Genomic DNA, 17,216 nt, shown 5'->3' on the forward strand with positions numbered 1-17,216 from the left:
CGGACGCGGAGCGTCCAGTGAGGTATTCCCACGCGGAGCGTGGGAACGATCATGCAAAAAGGCCCCCGAGGGGGCCTTTTCGTGACGGGCGGGCGAACTACATGTTCGGGTAGGTCGGTCCGCCAGCGCCTTCCGGAGTCACCCAGGTGATGTTCTGCGCAGGGTCCTTGATGTCACAGGTCTTGCAGTGCACACAGTTCTGGGCGTTGATCTGGAAACGCTTCTCGCCGTCTTCCCGGGTGATCACTTCATAGACCCCGGCCGGGCAGTAGCGCTGTGCCGGTTCGTCGTACATCGGCAGGTTCTTGCTGATCGGGATGCTCGGATCCTTCAGCTTCAGGTGGCACGGCTGCTCTTCTTCATGGTTGGTACCCGAGATGAACACCGAGCTCAGCTTGTCGAAGCTCAGCTTGCCATCCGGCTTCGGATAATCGATTTTCGTCGAGTCCTTGGCCAGCTTCAGGCAGGCGTAGTCCGGCTTGGTATCGTGCAGGGTGAACGGCAGCTTGCCGCCCATGATGTTCTGGTCGAACCAGTTGAAGCCCGCGCCGATGATCGGCCCGAACTTGTGCATCGCCGGACCGAAGTTGCGGCTGGCGAACAGTTCTTCGTACAGCCAGCTGGTCTTGAACGACTCGACGTAGCCGGTCAGCTGATCGCCACCCTCGGCGCCAGCCAGCAGCTTCTCGGCCACGGCTTCGGCGGCGAGCATGCCGGACTTCATGGCGGTGTGGCTGCCCTTGATCTTGGCGAAGTTCAGGGTGCCCAGGTCGCAGCCGATCAGCGCGCCGCCGTTGAAGATCATCTTCGGCAGCGAGTTCAGGCCGCCCTTGCAGATGGCGCGGGCGCCGTAGCTGATGCGCTTGCCGCCTTCCAGGTACTGCTTGAGCACCGGGTGATGCTTGAGGCGCTGGAACTCGTCGAACGGCGACAGGAAGGTGTTGCTGTAGGACAGGTCGACGATCAGGCCGACCACCACCTGGTTGTTTTCCAGGTGATAGAGGAACGAGCCGCCGGTGTTCTCGGCGCTCATGATGTCCAGCGGCCAGCCGGCGGTGTGCACCACCAGGCCCGGTTCATGCTTGGCCGGGTCGATTTCCCAGATTTCCTTCAGGCCGATGCCGTAGTGCTGGGCATCGGCGTCGCTGTCGAGCTTGAAACGCGAAATCAGTTGCTTGCCGATATGCCCGCGGCAGCCTTCGGCGAACAGCGTGTACTTGCCGCGCAGTTCCATGCCGGGGGTGTACAGGCCTTCCTTCGGGTTGCCTTCACGGTCGACACCGAGGTCGCCGGTGATGATCCCGCGGACCACGCCGTTCTCGTCGAACAGCGCTTCCTGGGCGGCGAAGCCCGGGTAGATCTCCACGCCCAGGTTCTCGGCCTGCTGGGCCAGCCAGCGGCACAGGTTGCCCAGGGAGATGATGTAGTTGCCTTCGTTGTGCATGGTCTTGGGCACAAAGAAGTCGGGGACCTTGGTTGAGGTCTCGCCGCTGCGCAGGACATAGATGTCGTCACGCTTGACGGGGGTGTTCAGCGGCGCGCCGAGTTCTTTCCAGTCCGGGAACAGTTCGTTCAGGGCCCGTGGTTCGAACACTGCGCCGGAAAGGATATGGGCACCGACTTCGGAGCCTTTTTCCACCACGCAGACGCTGATTTCCTGACCCGCTTCGGCCGCTTTCTGTTTCAGCCGGCAAGCGGCGGACAGGCCTGCGGGGCCGGCACCGACGATGACCACGTCGAATTCCATGTATTCGCGTTCCACAGACTCTCTCCTACTCAAGGCTCAACAGTTTTTCTAATGGTGGAGGTTTGGTGTCGCGCTCCAGTATTCCTGCCCCACGTCGGGAAGAGGATCACGGATGAGACATCTTTCTCTCTAGGCGGCGCATTATATCTACACCACCACCAGCGTCCAATACAAACGTTTGTTTGAAATCGCTGGAAGCCAGATAAATCAAAGTAGCGCGGCTTATGACTGGCCATTTTGCCGTATTGACCGGAATAGGCGTTCCGGTCAAGATACGGGCGGTTTTGCGTTCGCCGTAGGCTAAATGCGGCTCGCAGGAGTACGTCCAAAGACAGGGCGAAGGCACCCGAACGTGAAGCACCACGCCGGTTCGGCGCGGAGTTTACACGTCCCGACGACCCGTGACTGCATAGTCACGTCGGACGAACGGTAGTTATCGGGGAAAAAGGATCCGCTTTTCAGCGTGTCGGCGTTTTTGGAGGTCCTCCTGGGCCAATGAGCATCAACCGCCAGGTTCGCCTAGGCGACTTTCTTTTCACCGGAGAGTGAGGAATCCATGAAGGTTCTTGTAGCTGTCAAACGCGTTGTCGATTACAACGTCAAGGTTCGCGTCAAGGCGGACAATTCCGGCGTAGACCTCGCCAACGTCAAGATGTCGATGAACCCCTTCTGCGAAATCGCAGTGGAAGAAGCGGTACGCCTGAAAGAAAAAGGCGTGGCCACTGAAATCGTCGTCGTCTCCGTCGGCCCGTCCACCGCCCAGGAGCAACTGCGCACCGCGCTGGCCCTGGGTGCCGACCGCGCCATCCTGGTCGAATCGGCCGAAGAGCTGACCTCCCTGGCCGTGGCCAAGCTGCTCAAGGCTGTCGTCGACAAGGAACAGCCTCAGCTGGTGATCCTCGGCAAGCAGGCCATCGACAGCGACAACAACCAGACCGGCCAGATGCTGGCGGCCCTGAGCGGCTACGCCCAAGGCACCTTCGCGTCGAAAGTCGAAGTGTCGGGCGACAAGGTTGCCGTGACCCGCGAAATCGACGGCGGCCTGCAGACCGTTTCGTTGAGCCTGCCGGCCATCGTCACCACCGACCTGCGTTTGAACGAGCCGCGCTATGCGTCCCTGCCGAACATCATGAAAGCCAAGAAGAAGCCGCTTGAGACGCTGACTCCGGATGCTTTGGGCGTTTCCACCGCCTCCACCAACAAGACCCTGAAAGTCGAAGCGCCGGCTGCTCGCAGCGCGGGCATCAAGGTCAAGTCGGTTGCAGAACTGGTCGAGAAACTGAAAAACGAAGCGAAGGTAATCTGATCATGACTATCTTGGTAATCGCCGAACACGACAACAAGGTCGTGGCTCCGGCCACCCTGAACACCGTTGCCGCCGCCGCCAAAATCGGTGGTGACATTCACGTGCTGGTCGCAGGCTCCGGCGCTGGCGCCGTGGCCGAAGCCGCCGCGAAAATCGCCGGTGTGTCGAAAGTGCTGCTGGCCGACAATGCCGCCTACGCGCATCAACTGCCGGAAAACGTGGCTCCTCTGGTTGCTGAGCTGGGCAAGGGCTACAGCCACATCCTGGCTGCCGCCACTTCCAACGGCAAGAACATCCTGCCGCGCGTTGCCGCGCAGCTGGACGTCGACCAGATCTCCGAGATCATCTCGGTGGAAAGCGCCGACACCTTCAAGCGTCCGATCTATGCCGGCAACGCCATTGCCACCGTGCAATCGAACGCCGCCGTCAAGGTCATCACCGTGCGTGCCACCGGTTTCGATCCGGTTGCCGCTGAAGGTGGTTCGGCCGCGGTTGAAGCCGTTGCCGCGGCTCACGATGCAGGCAAATCGTCGTTCGTCGGCGAAGAACTGGCCAAGTCCGACCGTCCCGAGCTGACCGCCGCCAAGATCGTCGTTTCCGGCGGCCGTGGCATGCAGAACGGTGACAACTTCAAGCACCTGTACGCCCTGGCCGACAAGCTGGGTGCCGCGGTCGGCGCTTCCCGCGCTGCCGTCGACGCCGGTTTCGTGCCGAACGACATGCAGGTCGGCCAGACCGGCAAGATCGTCGCGCCACAGCTGTACATCGCCGTCGGTATCTCCGGCGCGATCCAGCACCTGGCCGGCATGAAGGACTCCAAGGTGATCGTCGCGATCAACAAGGACGAAGAGGCACCGATCTTCCAGGTGGCCGATTACGGCCTGGTCGCGGACCTGTTCGAAGCCGTACCCGAGCTGGAGAAGCTGGTCTGATCCAGCCACTTCACTTATAAAAGAGCCCGGCCTTCTGGCCGGGTTTTTTTTGCGATTTTTTTGCCGAACGTTCCCTTGTGGGAGCCGGCTTGCCGGCTCCCACAGGAGGGGCGGACAGGAGAACTGTGCCATGGACGTGCTTCGCGTCGTTACGTCATCACTGCTGTTGGGGTTGTTTGCGCTGCCCGCGTCGGCGTTTGCCGTGGGCAAATGCGAGCGCCTGATCGTCACCGGCAGCCCGGATGCGCCGCCGTACCTGTGGCGCGATCCCGAGGATCCGGTGCACCTGATCGGCGCGAGTGCCGACCTGTTGCGCCAGGTGGGCAGCGAGCTGGGGCTCAAGGTCGAGGTGCTGTATGGCGGCAAGCGCTCCCAGGCCCAGGAAGAAGTGCGCAGCGGGCGCATGGACCTGCTGGTGGATGCGCCGATTGCCCTCGACGAGCTGGATTCGCTGGATTACATCCACCCGGCGCTGGTGCAGAACGACTATCTGGTCTGGACCCGTAACGATTCGACACTCATCTATGACACCGCCACCGACCTGCACGGTCACCGCGGCGCTGTGTCGCAAAAGGCCCGGATGACCCAGCCGTTCGTGGCGTTCGCCAAGGAACAGCTGACGCTGCAATACACCCCGGCGTTGCCCCAGGCGTTCCACAAGCTGCTGCTGGGCGAGGTGGAGTATGTGTTGGCCGGGCGTTATGCCGGTATGGTCACCACCCAGAGCCTGGGCATGGCCAGGGACCTCGGCCCGCGGGCGCGACCGGTGGATCAGCCCGGCCTGTTCCTGGCGGTCTCGCACAACTCGGCCTGCAATGACGCCTGGTTGCGCGGACAGTTGGCGAAAAAGATGACAGAATTGCCCGCTTCCGGCCTGACCGAGGCCGTGTTGCAACGCAATCTGGAGCGTTGGAAGGCGCAGCTCCAACCGGTCAGCGCCCCAAAACAGTAGGAATTTCCATTGAGTATTCGACCTCTATTCGCTGCCCTGGCCGTTGTGGCTCTGGCGGGCTGCGCAGCCGTTCCGGCGCCGAATGAACAAATGCGTCTCACCGAGCGAGCCCTCGAACAGGCACGGGCGGTCGGTGCCAAGGCCGACGATGTCGCCGAGCTGAAACTGGCCGAGGGCAAGTTCGAACGTGCCCAATCCGACATGGCCGACCAGTCCTTCAAGAAAGCCCGCATGCGTGCCGAGCAGGCCGAACTGGACGCCCGCCTGGCCGAAGCCCGGGTATTGACCGAGAAAAGCCAGGAGCAACTGAAGGTGCTCAACACCCGCATCACGCGCTTGCGCAAGCAATTGGGGGACGCCCAATGATCTCTCCGGGCAAAATGGCCGGCGGCCTGTTGCTGGCGGCCTGCGCCAGCCTGTATGGCTGTGCCGGCCAGCAATCCAGTGATGCGGCCCTGCAGCAGGCTTCGGCCAGCTTCCAGAAGGTCAAGGAAGACACCAATGTGCTGCGCATCGCGCCCAAGGACGTGATCCGCGCCGGCGAGTCGCTGGCCCGCGCAGATCGGCTGTCCAGCTACTGGGGCAGCAACGCCGACGTGGTGCACTACGCCTACCTGAGCGAGCGTTATTCGCAGATCGCCCGCGAGCACACCGAACAGGTGCTCAACCAGGAACGTGCCGCCAAGCTGGAACTGGAGCGCCAGCGCCTGCAACTGGCCTTGCGTGAATCCAAGTTGCTCAGCGTGCAGCAGCAGGGCAAGTGGGTGGAAGAGCAGATCAACAGCCTGACCAGCATCCAGGCCGATCGCGGGCTGGTCATGACCCTGGGCGACGTGCTGTTCGACACCGGCGAGGCGGAACTGCAGAGTTCGGCCAATCGCACGGTCCTCAAGCTGGTGCAGTTCCTCCAGCTCAACCCCCGGCGCGTGGTGCGGATCGAAGGTTATACGGACAACACCGGGGACAAGGACTTCAACCTGCAGTTGTCCCGCGATCGCGCGCAGTCGGTGGCCGATGTGCTGGTGGACCTGGGCATCGATGAGAAGCGCATCCAGGTCGAGGGTTACGGCGACCAGTACCCGATCGACGTCAACGCCACCGAGCGGGGCAGGGCGCAGAACCGTCGGGTGGAGATCGTCTTCTCCGACGAGAAGGGCCAACTCGGTGCCGCACGCTGAGGCTTGACCTGCAGGCCCAGGTTCTTCTCGAGACAAACCCGGTATCCGCAAGGTGCCGGGTTTTTTCATGCCTCGATAATCGAAAGACCTGAGCGGGCGCGGAGCGTCCAGGGAGGCGCTGCCACGCCGGGCATGGGGACGATCGAGTCAATTGAGACGCCTGTCTGTGCCCGTACAGTTTTACTTCTCTTGTCACTGTATTGTCGACTATTGTAGAAACTGTGCCAGTACACTTTGAAACTGTTCCGGTATCGTTGCTTCCAAGAATAAAAATGCCGTTGAAACCGAGTGCTGCTTCATGACCAATCTATTGCTCTACCAACGTATTGCGCAGCAGCTGGCCGAAGATATCCGGCGGGGTGTCTATCAGCCGGGCGAGCGGGTGCCTTCGGTACGCAAGATGAGCTCGCAGCTCAATGTCAGCCATGCGACGGTGTTGCAGGCCTACGCCAACCTGGAAGACCAGGGGCTGATCCGTGCACGTCCGCAATCGGGCTACTACGTTCACCAGACCCCCGCGCTGACCGCGCCGACGCCGGATATCGCCCGGGTCGAGCGCCCGGGGCTGGTGACCCGCAGCAGCATCATCCAGCAGGTCCTGGTCGAGTCCCGTCGCGAAGGGGTGTTCCCCTTTGGCGCCGCGGTGCCGTCAGTGGATTACCTGCCGGTGCGGGCGCTGCACCAGCAGTTGGCCAAGGTCACGCGGTTTCATAGTCCGCGGGCCTTCAGCTACATGTTCAGCCCCGGCTTCGAGCCGTTGCGGCGCCAGGTGGCGATTCGCATGCGCGATGCCGGCGTGGTGGTCGATCCCTCGGAAGTGGTGATCACCCACGGCTGCGTGGATGCGCTGCAGATGTCGCTGCGGGTGCTGACCCGCCCTGGCGACCTGATCGCCGCCGAATCGCCGACCTATTACGGTCTGCTGCAACTGGCCGACCTGCTGGGTCTGAAAGTCATCGAGATCCCCAGCGATCCGGCCACCGGCATGAGCCTGGAGGCCCTGCAACTGGCGGCCAACCAGTGGTCGATCAAGGCCCTGGTGCTGACCACGCGGCTGAGCAACCCGCTGGGCGGGACCATGCCCGAGGAACGGCAGAAACAATTGCTGCGCCTGGCCTCGGACTTCGATATCCAGATCGTCGAAGACGATATCTACGGCGAGCTGATGTTCGAGGTCGGGCGTACCAAGGCCCTCAAGGCCTACGATCGGCTGGACCGGGTGATCTACTGTTCGAGCTTTTCCAAGACGCTGTCGCCCGGGGTGCGGATCGGCTGGATGATCGCCGGCAAGTTCCAGCAGGAAATCCAGCGCCTGCAGACCTTCAGTACCCATTCGGCGTGCAGCGTCACGCAGATGGGCGTGGCGGCCTACCTGGAAAACGGCGGTTATGACCGGCATCTGCGCTATATCCGCCAGGAATACCGCAAGAACCTGAGCGCCTTCCAGCTGGCGGTGCAGCAGTACTTCCCCGAAGGTACGCAGATGACCCGGCCGACCGGCGGTTTCATTCTCTGGGTCAGCCTGCCAGGCAGGGTCAATACCCAGGAGCTGCATGTGCGGGCGCTGCAACAGGGCATCAGCATCGCGCCGGGACTGATCTTCAGCAATACCGAGCAGTTCAACCACTGCATCCGGCTCAACTGCGGAATCCCGTGGAATCGCGAGGCCGACCGGGCGCTGATGACCCTCGGCATGCTGGCCAGCCAGCTCTGCCAGGAAACCGCCGCCGGGCTGTTCTGAGCCCCTGTGTCCGGGCGGCCGCCAGTGGCCGTTTCCGGGCACGGGGAGAGGTTGTCCGAACTCTTTACGTCTCTTTACTTGTCTTCAACTGCTCAACAAGCGAGCATATGACCCTCTGTTGTTTACGCCGTAGAGCCCATGACCGCCACTTTCCCTGTGCGCCTGCTGTTGATTGCCTTGCTGACCAGCCTGAGTGTTGGCGGTTCGGCAATGGTTCAGGCCCAGGAAGCGTCTTCGGCCAAGGCGTCGACGGCGACCAAGACCTCCACGGCGACCGCCAAGCCGACAGGCAAGGCCGGCAAGACCCCCGCGCCGCAAAAGAAACCCGCACCGAAAAACACCGCCCCGGTGAAAAAGCGGGCGCCTGTCGCGTCCAGGTCCAAGCCGGCCAGCGAGGTGGTGAAGACCCGCCTGCCACCGGCCAAGCTGGACCTGAGCCTGCCCCAGGACCTGGTCAACAAGATGCAGCCGGTGGGTACGGTGCCGCTGTCCAAGAGCCGCCCGCTGTTGCCGCAGATGTTCGGTGAGAAGCCTCCGGGCCAGACGCCGTTTCAGCTCAACGGTCGCTTGCTGAGCAATGAGATGGACCTGCAATTGCGCAACGAGAGCCGGCGGGAAGTGGAAGGCGCGGCCCTGGATTTCGAGTTCAAGCAGTAGATCCCTTCGTTCGGTCATGACACTTCGTCGGTGACTGACCGGTCATATAGCCTGTCATTGAAAAACAATTGTGCGACCAATTTTAAACAGCCGTTTTAGCGGTTACTCTGTCTTCCACACCCCGGGTCCGTTGCGAGGAGCGTGTCGTCATGAACTGCCGTGAAGGTTGTGGCGCCTGTTGCATCGCGCCTTCCATCAGCTCGCCGTTGCCCGGCATGCCGGACGGCAAGCCGGCGGGAGAACGTTGCCTGCATCTCTCGGTCGAACACCTGTGCGAGTTGTTCGGCAAGCCTGAGCGACCGGCTGTATGCGGTGGTTTCAAGGCCGATCCCGAGGTCTGTGGCGATAGCCGTGAAGAAGCCATTCGCCTGATCGGCTGGTGGGAGGAAATGACGGCGGCTTGAGGTGTGTTCAATGAACGGAACTTTGACAATAAGGAATAAAACAATGGGTTCGCTGCATCGAATGGCTGTGGTTTGTGGCTTGACTGTCCTGTTGACCGGTACTGCCTGCGCGGAAACCTGGGAAACGGCCAAGGACGAAAACGGGATCAAGGTTTCACTCAGCGAAGTGGCCGGTTCCAAGTACAAGGCCTATCAGGGCGTGACGACGATCAAGGCTTCGGTGGCCAGGATCCGCGCCTTGCAGGAAGACGTGGCCGGCGCCTGCTCCTGGATCCACGAGTGCAAGTCGCAGAAGCTGGTGGACAAGAAAGGTGACGAGAGCTGGACCTATACCCAGTTCAAGGCGCCGTTCCCGGTCACGGATCGCGACTCCTACCTGCATATCACCACCACCCAGGCCGCCGATGGCACCCTGACTCGCAAGCTGGAAGGCGTGCCGACCTACAAGCCGGAAGAGAAGGGTTATGTGCGCGTGGCCCAGGTCGCGGGCTTCTGGAAGCTGGTGCCCAAGGGGGACAACCTCACCGAAGTGACCTACCAGGTGCACACCGAGCCAGGCGGCAGCGTGCCTTCGTGGCTGGCGAACAAGTTCGTGGTGGATGCGCCGTACAACACCCTGCAAGCCCTCAAGGAACACGCCGAGAAGCCGTGAGTCGTTGAAGGGGGTTGTGGGAGTGGGCTTATGTGGGAGCGGGCTTGCCCGCGAAGCTTTTGCGCCCTTGAGGGCGCCTTCGCGGGCAAGCCCGCTCCCACAAGGTTCCCCACAAGGTTCCCCACAAGGTTCCCCACAAGGTTCCCCACAAGGTTCCCCACAAGGTTCATCCTCCGCAAGATCTCTGAACGATCCTCGCTGCCGAGCAGTCCAGATGTTGTAAGCCCGGCTTGGGCTTTATCGAGGAGACACCGATGAAAATGTGGGAAGTCACTTTCGTGGACGATCATGGTGTTCAGACCGTCGAGCACTTCGATTGTGAGCGCGAACCCAGCATGGAGGAGGCCGCGCAGCTGATTCGCGCCAAGCTGCTGCCGGTTCCGGCCGAGCTGGACCTCAACGACCTGGAGGGACGCCGGGCCGATCCAACGGTCAAGAGCCTCAAGGACCAGAACAGCATCCAGATCCTGCACATCGCACCGGCTTCATGAAACTGTATTTTTCCCTCTCGGACCCTCTGGCAGAGCTGCTGGCATCGCGCTACTCTGCAATCGAGATCAGCGAATGATTCGCTAAGGTGGTCTGATCTTGTCAGCTACATGCTTGTTTCCCGGTCGGCAGATACCTGTCGAACTGCCAGCACCGCCCGGTGCCTGGTTCGGGAGTACGGAAAGTCTATCCAACGCTTGCTGAGGAGGACGTTTCATGAGCACAGCCTATCAAGAAGACATCAGCAGCCAGGTGCTGCGCCGCATGAAAGAAGGCGGTTTTGATTTCGCACGCATCCATCCCATCGAGTTCTATGCCATTTTCCCGGACGAGGAGCGGGCACGCAGGGCAGCAGGCAAGTTTCGTGGTGAATCCTTGAATGCCCAGGTCAGTGCCAGGGACGACGGTGCCTGGTACCTGGAGCTGAGCAAGGTGATGTACGCCACCTATGGCGGCATCGATGACTTCGAGCACGACTTCGGGGCGGTGGTCGAACCCCTGGGTGGTGTGATCGAAGGCTGGGGCGTCAAACATCCGATACGTGCGCTCAACTGAACGCATCGATCTCCACACGGCAGCGGCTGACCTCGGGGTCGGCCGTTTTTGTTTGTAAAAAAACGCGCACAAAAAAAGGCCGCCCGGGCAGGCGGCCGAACGAGGGCTATGCTGGTTATAGCCATAAGCTTGCTTCGCAATGAAGCGCGGCTGATCGCATTGGGGCGTTTACTGCACAGCTATGGTGCGGCGCAGGTTGGATGTTTATCCAACTTATTGATATCTAAGCGTTTATGCCGATGGCACGGGCCTTGCGAAGGCTCTTGTGACCGGGTGACAAGGAGCACGGCATGATCCGCACCTATTTTGATGAGATGTACGATGCAGGCGGCCAGGTCCGCCCGCATTACCGGGAGTTTGCTCGTTGGCTGGCGGATACTCCGCAGGAATTGCTGGCCCAACGGCGACGCGAGGCCGATCTGCTGTTTCATCGCGCCGGGATTACCTTCACCCTTTATGGCGACGACCAGGGCACCGAGCGCCTGATCCCCTTCGACACGATTCCCCGCAGTATTCCCGCCAGCGAATGGCGGATCGTCGAGCGCGGCTGCATCCAGCGGGTCAAGGCGCTGAACATGTTTCTCGCCGACCTCTACCATGAGCAGCGCATCATCAAGGCCGGGATCATTCCCGCCGAACAGGTGCTGGCCAACGAGCAGTACCAGTTGGCGATGCAGGGCCTGAACCTGCACCGTGATATCTATTCGCATATTTCCGGGGTCGACCTGGTCCGCGATGGCGACGGTACCTACTACGTCCTCGAAGACAACCTGCGCACCCCCAGCGGCGTGAGCTACATGCTCGAAGACCGCAAGATGATGATGCGCCTGTTCCCCGAGCTGTTCGCCGCCCAGCGCATCGCCCCCATCGACCATTACCCGAACCTGCTGCTCGACACCCTGAAAAGCTCCAGCCCGCTGGATAACCCGAGCGTCGTGGTACTGACCCCCGGACGCTTCAACAGTGCGTTCTTCGAACATGCGTTCCTGGCCCGGGAAATGGGGGTGGAACTGGTGGAGGGTGCCGACCTGTTCGTGCGTGACGACAAGGTCTTCATGCGCACCACCGACGGCCCCAAGCAGGTGGACGTGATCTATCGCCGGCTCGACGATGCCTTCCTCGATCCACTGGCGTTCAATCCCGATTCGATGCTGGGCGTACCGGGCCTGCTGTCGTCCTATCGTTCCGGCAATGTCGTACTGGCGAACGCCATCGGCACCGGGGTCGCCGACGACAAGTCGGTGTATCCCTTCGTCACCGACATGATCCGCTTCTATCTGGACGAAGAGCCGATCCTGAAGAACGTACCGACCTGGCAATGCCGCAAGCCCGAGGAACTCTCCCACGTGCTGGCGCATCTACCAGAACTGGTGGTCAAGGAAACCCAGGGGTCCGGTGGCTACGGCATGCTGGTCGGCCCGGCGGCGAGCGCCGCGGAAATCGAAAATTTCCGCGCCCGGCTCAAGGCCAAGCCCCACGCCTATATCGCCCAGCCGACGCTGTCACTGTCGACCTGCCCGACCTTTGTTGAAAGCGGCATAGCTCCGCGCCACATCGATCTGCGCCCATTTGTCCTGTCCGGTCGTGAAACCCGTGTCGTGCCAGGCGGGCTTACCCGCGTCGCGCTGCGCGAAGGCTCCCTGGTGGTCAACTCGTCCCAAGGGGGCGGAACCAAGGACACCTGGGTGGTCGAGGATTAAGGAAGCCTGCCATGTTAAGTAGAACTGCCTCGGATTTGTACTGGATGTCGCGCTACCTGGAGCGAGCGGAAAACCTCGCACGGATGCTCGACGGGAGTTACTCGCTGTCGCTGATGCCGCAGGACGGCCGTGGCGATGGCCTGCACGAAATGGCCATGCCGCTGTTGATCACCGGCACCCTGGATGACTACCTGGAGCGCCATGGCGACCTGCACGCCGAACGGCTGCTGCACTTCTTCGCCCTGGACGCCGAGAACCCGGCCAGCATCTACAGCTGCCTGCGCGCCGCGCGGGCCAGCGCCCATGCGGTACGTGGGCGGATTACCGCCGACATGTGGGAAAACATCAACGCCACCTGGCTGGAGATCCGCGGCATCGCCGACCAGGGCCTGGGCAACTACGGCATGAGCCGTTTCTGCGAATGGATCAAGGAACGTTCGCACCTGTTTCGTGGCGCATCCTATGGCACCATCATGCGCAACGATGCGTTCCGCTTCATTCGCCTGGGGACCTTTATCGAACGGGCCGACAACACCCTGCGCCTGCTCGACGCCCGCTATGACATGGCCGGCGACCAGGCCGATGCCGTCAGCGACCACACCGCCCATGCGTATTACCAGTGGAGCGCCTTGCTGCGGGCCCTGTCGTCGTTCGAGGCCTACACCGAGATCTACCGCGACGCCCCCGGTGCGCGCCAGGTGGCCGAGTTGCTGCTGCTGCGTGCCGATGTGCCGCGTTCGCTGCGGGCCTGCACGGAAGAAATCGACCAGATCCTCGCCAGCCTGCCCGGCACCAACGGCCGGCCGGCGCAACGCCTGGCGGCCGAGATGGACGCGCGACTGCGCTATACCGGTATCGATGAAATCCTCGAAGAAGGCCTGCACGCCTGGCTGACCGAGTTCATTCCCCTGGTTGCCGAACTGGGCAACGCCATCCACAGTTCCTACCTGGAGGCTGCATGAGACTTTCCATTAGCCACGAGACCACCTATCACTACGCCGACCAGGTGCGGGCGAGCATCCAGTACCTGCGGCTGACCCCACACGACAGCGAGCGCCAGCATGTGCTCAGCTGGCAGTTGAACCTGCCGCGTCCGGTGCGCGCGCAGCTCGATCCGTTCGGCAATATCCTCCATGTGCTGACCCTCGACGAACCCCACGAAGCGATCATCATCGGTGCGCGCGGGCAGGTCGATATCGACGAGCAGCGCGAGGCCGAGCACGAGAGCCAGTCGGCCCTGCCGTTCCTGCGCATGACCCGCCTGACCGAACCGGATGACGCGCTGCGCGGCTTCGCCGACCGGCAATGCCGCAAGCGCCGCGACCGTTCGGCGCTGATCGACCTGATGCAGGCGCTGAACCAGCACATGGCCTATACGCCGGGCGTGACCGAGGTCGACACCAGCGCGGCCCAGGCTTTCGCCAAGCGTGCCGGGGTGTGCCAGGACCATACCCATGCGTTCCTGGCGTGCGCCCGCAGCCTGGGGATTCCGGCGCGGTACGTGTCGGGGTACCTGTACAGTGAAAACAGCGAGCACCTGTCCAGCCACGCCTGGGCGGAAGCCTGGCTGGACGACGCCTGGTACAGTTTCGACGTGACCAACCAGTTGGCCAGGCCGGAACGGCACCTGAAGCTGGCCGTGGGCCTGGATTACCTGGACGCCTGTCCGGTGCGCGGCATGCGCCGTGGCGGCGGTTTCGAGCAGATGCACGCCAAGGTGCTGGTGTCGCCGACACCGGTGTTGTCGGTACAGCAGCAGTAACCACGCCATACCGATCATTCCCACGCTCCGCGTGGGAATGATCGTCTATTGCGCGGGCACCTTGCGCTTGGCCATATGCTTGAGATAGCCCACCAGCAGATCCAGTTCGCCGTCCGGTAGCACGGCCGGGGCGAACGCCGGCATCTTCGCCTGCGGCCAGTGGCGCAGGCCCTGTGGGTCGCGGATATAGCGCTTGAGAAAACCCTCGGCGAAGTATTCCGTCGGACTGTACGGCACGTTCAGGTCCGGACCGACCTGCGCATCTCCCGCGCCATTGAGCTTATGGCATGCCAGGCAGTTCTTCTGGAACAGCGCAAAGCCCTTGTTCACCGGATCGTTGGCCGCCAGTTTCGGATCGGGCAACAGCGCCGGGAAACGTTCCGCCACCGACGTCAGGCGCTTGATACTGGCGACCTGGAAAGGCCATTGCTCGGGGCTGATATGGCCGGCCTGCGGATGGGTCCACACCAGGTAGAACGGTCCGGCGCCGGGCTTGCCCTCCGCCAGCGGCGGCCAGGGCCTGGCCGGGTCTTCCACCGCCAGCCACGCTTGCGCGCCTTTCTGGTTGAGCAGGGGCCCGGCGCTCAGCTCGGCGGCGAAACCGTCCAGCGCCACCGCCTGCAGGTGATCGTCGGCCTTGATGCCGTCCAGCAGCGCCGCGACCGGCACAGCGCGATAGGTCATCTGGCGTTTGTAGGAAACATCGTCATCGATGGTGATGGTCTGGGCCTGGGGATGGGCCAGCAACGCCTCGGTTTCCCAGGTGCGGCTGCCGGAGCCGAGGTCGAGGGTCAGTTGGGCGGCGTGCAGCGGAGCGCACAGCGGGACGATGCTCAGAAGGAAAGTGCTCAGCAGGGTCAATCGTTTCATGCGTTGGCTTTATTCCGTGGGAACGGCGGTAGGGGTGGCCTGGTCGGCGATATCGTCATCATTGTCGAAGGCCCAGGTCGGGGTGTCCTCGACGTGGTCGAACAGCGCATCGCGCAATTCGCTGTAGTTGCCACCGTTCACGATACCGAAATACCCGCGTTTGACCAGCGTGTCCTCGGCTTCCAGGGCGTGCTGGTCGGTGTCGCTGTAGATGACCACGGTGGCATTGGGGTCGAGTACGACCTGGCGCAACTGATAGGCCAGGCCTTCGGCGCTGATGCCGGTGCCGTCTTCCAGGGTCAGGTCGACTTGCAGGGAGTTGTGGATATTGCCGGCGGCGAAGTCGCTGTTATTGCGCAGGTCGAGGATCAGGGCGCCGTCGCGGATCTCGTCCACCGCCCGGTTTACATCGATGATGCCCGCGCGGGCGGAGAAACTGCCGAGCAATGTGGTTGCGACGGCTGCGGCGGCGATCCAGTGGCGCATGAACCTGTCTCCATCAAGTCATGGCTCAAGATTGGCACACAAAAACGCACCTCGACAGGGAATCGGGATGAGAATTTGTGGTGATGTTGAAAAAACGCCACAGCGTCTAGCCGATCACTTTGGTGAGGTTCGGCAGAATAAGCAGAAGCGTGGTGGCGAATACGATCAAACCGGCCTGGCGGACTTTCGAGTGCTTGAACATGGCTGACTGCCTTTTGTTGTTATTCCTGAAGACGACTGCTCAATAACCGTGTCGGATACCCCGGCAAAACCCGGCGGCAACTCCTACAGGGATAACCTTAGAGCCCGCGTCACACTTGTCTTAGAACCATTTCATATGGAAGCCGGCGAAATTATTTTTAAAAAGGCATGAGGCATATGGCCAGCTGGCTAGCGGGCCGTTTGCTAGACACGTGCGTCCACTAAAACGGTTAAGCGCTTAGCACACTACCGTTCGTCCGAGCGTGAGGGTCAAGGCCGGTGAGCGCTTCGGTCATTGAATCCTGGAGAGCGGAGCCTAAGGTGGGAACAGGGCTTTTTTCCTACCAGAGCGGTTCGAGGACGTCATGACAGAGGCTTTGATATTCGATGCGGTGCGCACGCCCCGGGGCAAAGGCAAGGCCGATGGCGCCTTGTACAGCGTCAAGCCGGTGAACCTGCTGGCCGGGCTGCTGACGGCGCTGCAGCAACGCCAGGGGCTCGATACCCGTGAAGTGGACGATATCGTGCTCGGCTGCGTGACGCCGGTGGGCGACCAGGGCGCCGATATCGCCAAGACCGCCGCGCTGGTGGCGGACTGGGACGTCAGTGTCGCCGGGGTGCAGATCAACCGGTTCTGTGCCTCGGGCCTGGAGGCGGTGAACCTGGGGGCGATGAAGATCCGCTCGGGCTTCGAGGACCTGGTGGTGGTCGGCGGCGTCGAGTCCATGTCGCGGGTGCCGATGGGCAGCGACGGCGGCGCCTGGGTACTCGATCCGCAAACCAATATGCACAGCCATTTCACCCCGCAGGGCATCGGTGCGGACCTGATTGCCACGCTGGAAGGCTTCAGTCGCCAGGATGTCGACCGCTTTGCCCTGCAATCGCAGCAGAAGGCCGCACGGGCCCGGGCGGCCGGGGCGTTTCGCAAGTCGCTGGTGCCGGTGGCGGATCAGAACGGCATTGTCCTGCTGGACCATGACGAGTTCATTCGGGCCGATTCGACCCTCGAAGGCCTGGGCAAGCTCAAGCCGAGTTTCGAAATGATCGGCCAGTTGGGTTTCGACGCGACGGCCTTGCGGGTCTACAGCCATGTCGAGCGCATCCACCATGTGCATACCCCTGGCAACAGTTCCGGGATTGTCGACGGCGCGGCACTGATGTTGCTCGGCTCTGAAGCCAAGGGCCGCGAGCTGGGCCTGCGGCCACGGGCGCGGATCGTCGCCACCGCCGTGACCAGCACCGACCCGACCATCATGCTCACCGGGCCGGCCCCGGCGACGCGCAAGGCCCTGGCCAGGGCCGGCCTGCGGATCGAGGACATCGATCTGTTCGAAGTCAACGAAGCCTTTGCCTCGGTGGTGCTGAAGTTCATTCGGGACATGGCCATCGATCCGGACAAGGTCAATGTCAATGGCGGCGCCATCGCCATGGGCCATCCCCTCGGCGCCACCGGCTGCGCGATTCTCGGCACCTTGCTCGACGAGCTTGAGGTCCGGCAGTTGCGCTATGGCCTGGCAACCTTGTGTGTCGGTGGCGGCATGGGTATCGCCACCGTTATCGAACGCCTTTGAACCGATCGGGAAA

The 17,216-nt window shown here is 62.2% G+C and carries 18 protein-coding genes; 15 read left to right on the top strand and 3 right to left on the bottom strand.

Going from position 1 to position 17,216, the window contains the following annotated elements:
* Positions 1 to 97: 97 nt before the first annotated feature.
* Positions 98 to 1,762 (bottom strand): electron transfer flavoprotein-ubiquinone oxidoreductase, encoded by a 1,665-nt coding sequence (locus ACL9RJ_RS25740; RefSeq protein WP_017123913.1) that lies wholly within the window; start codon positions 1,760 to 1,762, stop codon positions 98 to 100.
* Positions 1,763 to 2,303: 541 nt separating this feature from the next.
* On the opposite strand from ACL9RJ_RS25740, the gene ACL9RJ_RS25745 reads away from it, so the two are divergent.
* The 14 genes from ACL9RJ_RS25745 (at position 2,304) to ACL9RJ_RS25810 (ending at position 14,075) form a co-directional block, all read left to right on the top strand.
* Positions 2,304 to 3,053: an electron transfer flavoprotein subunit beta/FixA family protein gene (locus ACL9RJ_RS25745; RefSeq protein WP_017123912.1), complete on the top strand. Its 750-nt coding sequence runs from the start codon at positions 2,304 to 2,306 to the stop codon at positions 3,051 to 3,053.
* Between the two features lie 2 nt (positions 3,054 to 3,055).
* Entirely contained in the window at positions 3,056 to 3,985 is a 930-nt protein-coding gene (locus tag ACL9RJ_RS25750; protein ID WP_017123911.1) for an electron transfer flavoprotein subunit alpha/FixB family protein, read from the top strand.
* 130 nt (positions 3,986 to 4,115) lie between these two features.
* Positions 4,116 to 4,937 carry a substrate-binding periplasmic protein gene (locus ACL9RJ_RS25755; protein ID WP_422765799.1) on the top strand — a complete coding sequence of 274 codons (822 nt, stop codon included), beginning with the start codon at positions 4,116 to 4,118 and terminating at the stop codon, positions 4,935 to 4,937.
* 9 nt (positions 4,938 to 4,946) lie between these two features.
* Positions 4,947 to 5,303 carry a DUF4398 domain-containing protein gene (locus ACL9RJ_RS25760; RefSeq protein WP_422765800.1) on the top strand — a complete coding sequence of 119 codons (357 nt, stop codon included), beginning with the start codon at positions 4,947 to 4,949 and terminating at the stop codon, positions 5,301 to 5,303.
* Complete coding sequence (locus ACL9RJ_RS25765) at positions 5,300 to 6,115, top strand: OmpA family protein (RefSeq protein WP_212810702.1); 816 nt, start codon at positions 5,300 to 5,302, stop codon at positions 6,113 to 6,115. The genes ACL9RJ_RS25760 and ACL9RJ_RS25765 overlap by 4 nt, the downstream gene beginning before the upstream one ends.
* 298 nt (positions 6,116 to 6,413) lie before the next feature.
* The gene (locus tag ACL9RJ_RS25770) at positions 6,414 to 7,856 is read left to right on the top strand and encodes a PLP-dependent aminotransferase family protein (RefSeq protein ID WP_017123907.1); all 1,443 of its coding nucleotides are present in this window, start codon (positions 6,414 to 6,416) and stop codon (positions 7,854 to 7,856) included.
* Positions 7,857 to 7,994: 138 nt separating this feature from the next.
* The gene (locus ACL9RJ_RS25775) at positions 7,995 to 8,513 is read left to right on the top strand and encodes a hypothetical protein (protein WP_017123906.1); all 519 of its coding nucleotides are present in this window, start codon (positions 7,995 to 7,997) and stop codon (positions 8,511 to 8,513) included.
* Between the two features lie 149 nt (positions 8,514 to 8,662).
* Positions 8,663 to 8,917, top strand: a complete 255-nt coding sequence (locus ACL9RJ_RS25780) for a YkgJ family cysteine cluster protein (RefSeq protein WP_017123905.1) — start codon at positions 8,663 to 8,665, stop codon at positions 8,915 to 8,917.
* A 43-nt stretch (positions 8,918 to 8,960) separates the two neighbouring features.
* Positions 8,961 to 9,569 carry an START domain-containing protein gene (locus tag ACL9RJ_RS25785; RefSeq protein ID WP_017123904.1) on the top strand — a complete coding sequence of 203 codons (609 nt, stop codon included), beginning with the start codon at positions 8,961 to 8,963 and terminating at the stop codon, positions 9,567 to 9,569.
* Between the two features lie 254 nt (positions 9,570 to 9,823).
* Positions 9,824 to 10,060: a hypothetical protein gene (locus tag ACL9RJ_RS25790; RefSeq protein WP_017123925.1), complete on the top strand. Its 237-nt coding sequence runs from the start codon at positions 9,824 to 9,826 to the stop codon at positions 10,058 to 10,060.
* A 214-nt stretch (positions 10,061 to 10,274) separates the two neighbouring features.
* A complete protein-coding gene (locus ACL9RJ_RS25795; protein ID WP_017123926.1) occupies positions 10,275 to 10,613 on the top strand; it encodes a ribonuclease E inhibitor RraB in 339 nt (112 codons plus the stop codon).
* 290 nt (positions 10,614 to 10,903) lie between these two features.
* Complete coding sequence (locus ACL9RJ_RS25800) at positions 10,904 to 12,313, top strand: circularly permuted type 2 ATP-grasp protein (RefSeq protein ID WP_017123927.1); 1,410 nt, start codon at positions 10,904 to 10,906, stop codon at positions 12,311 to 12,313.
* 11 nt (positions 12,314 to 12,324) lie between these two features.
* Positions 12,325 to 13,275 carry an alpha-E domain-containing protein gene (locus ACL9RJ_RS25805; protein WP_042934473.1) on the top strand — a complete coding sequence of 317 codons (951 nt, stop codon included), beginning with the start codon at positions 12,325 to 12,327 and terminating at the stop codon, positions 13,273 to 13,275.
* Complete coding sequence (locus ACL9RJ_RS25810; protein ID WP_017123929.1) at positions 13,272 to 14,075, top strand: transglutaminase family protein; 804 nt, start codon at positions 13,272 to 13,274, stop codon at positions 14,073 to 14,075. Before ACL9RJ_RS25805 ends, ACL9RJ_RS25810 begins: the two co-directional genes overlap by 4 nt.
* A gap of 45 nt (positions 14,076 to 14,120) precedes the next feature.
* On the opposite strand, the gene ACL9RJ_RS25815 is transcribed toward ACL9RJ_RS25810, so the two are convergent.
* Entirely contained in the window at positions 14,121 to 14,945 is an 825-nt protein-coding gene (locus ACL9RJ_RS25815; protein WP_017123930.1) for a cytochrome c, read from the bottom strand.
* Positions 14,946 to 14,954: 9 nt separating this feature from the next.
* Positions 14,955 to 15,431 (bottom strand): rhodanese-like domain-containing protein, encoded by a 477-nt coding sequence (locus tag ACL9RJ_RS25820; RefSeq protein WP_017123931.1) that lies wholly within the window; start codon positions 15,429 to 15,431, stop codon positions 14,955 to 14,957.
* Between the two features lie 566 nt (positions 15,432 to 15,997).
* On the opposite strand from ACL9RJ_RS25820, the gene ACL9RJ_RS25825 reads away from it, so the two are divergent.
* Positions 15,998 to 17,203: an acetyl-CoA C-acetyltransferase gene (locus ACL9RJ_RS25825; protein ID WP_042934474.1), complete on the top strand. Its 1,206-nt coding sequence runs from the start codon at positions 15,998 to 16,000 to the stop codon at positions 17,201 to 17,203.
* Positions 17,204 to 17,216 lie beyond the last annotated feature (13 nt).

Source organism: Pseudomonas sp. Mn2068 (genome assembly GCF_049319725.1).
GTDB classification, from domain to species: Bacteria; Pseudomonadota; Gammaproteobacteria; order Pseudomonadales; family Pseudomonadaceae; genus Aquipseudomonas; species Aquipseudomonas gingeri.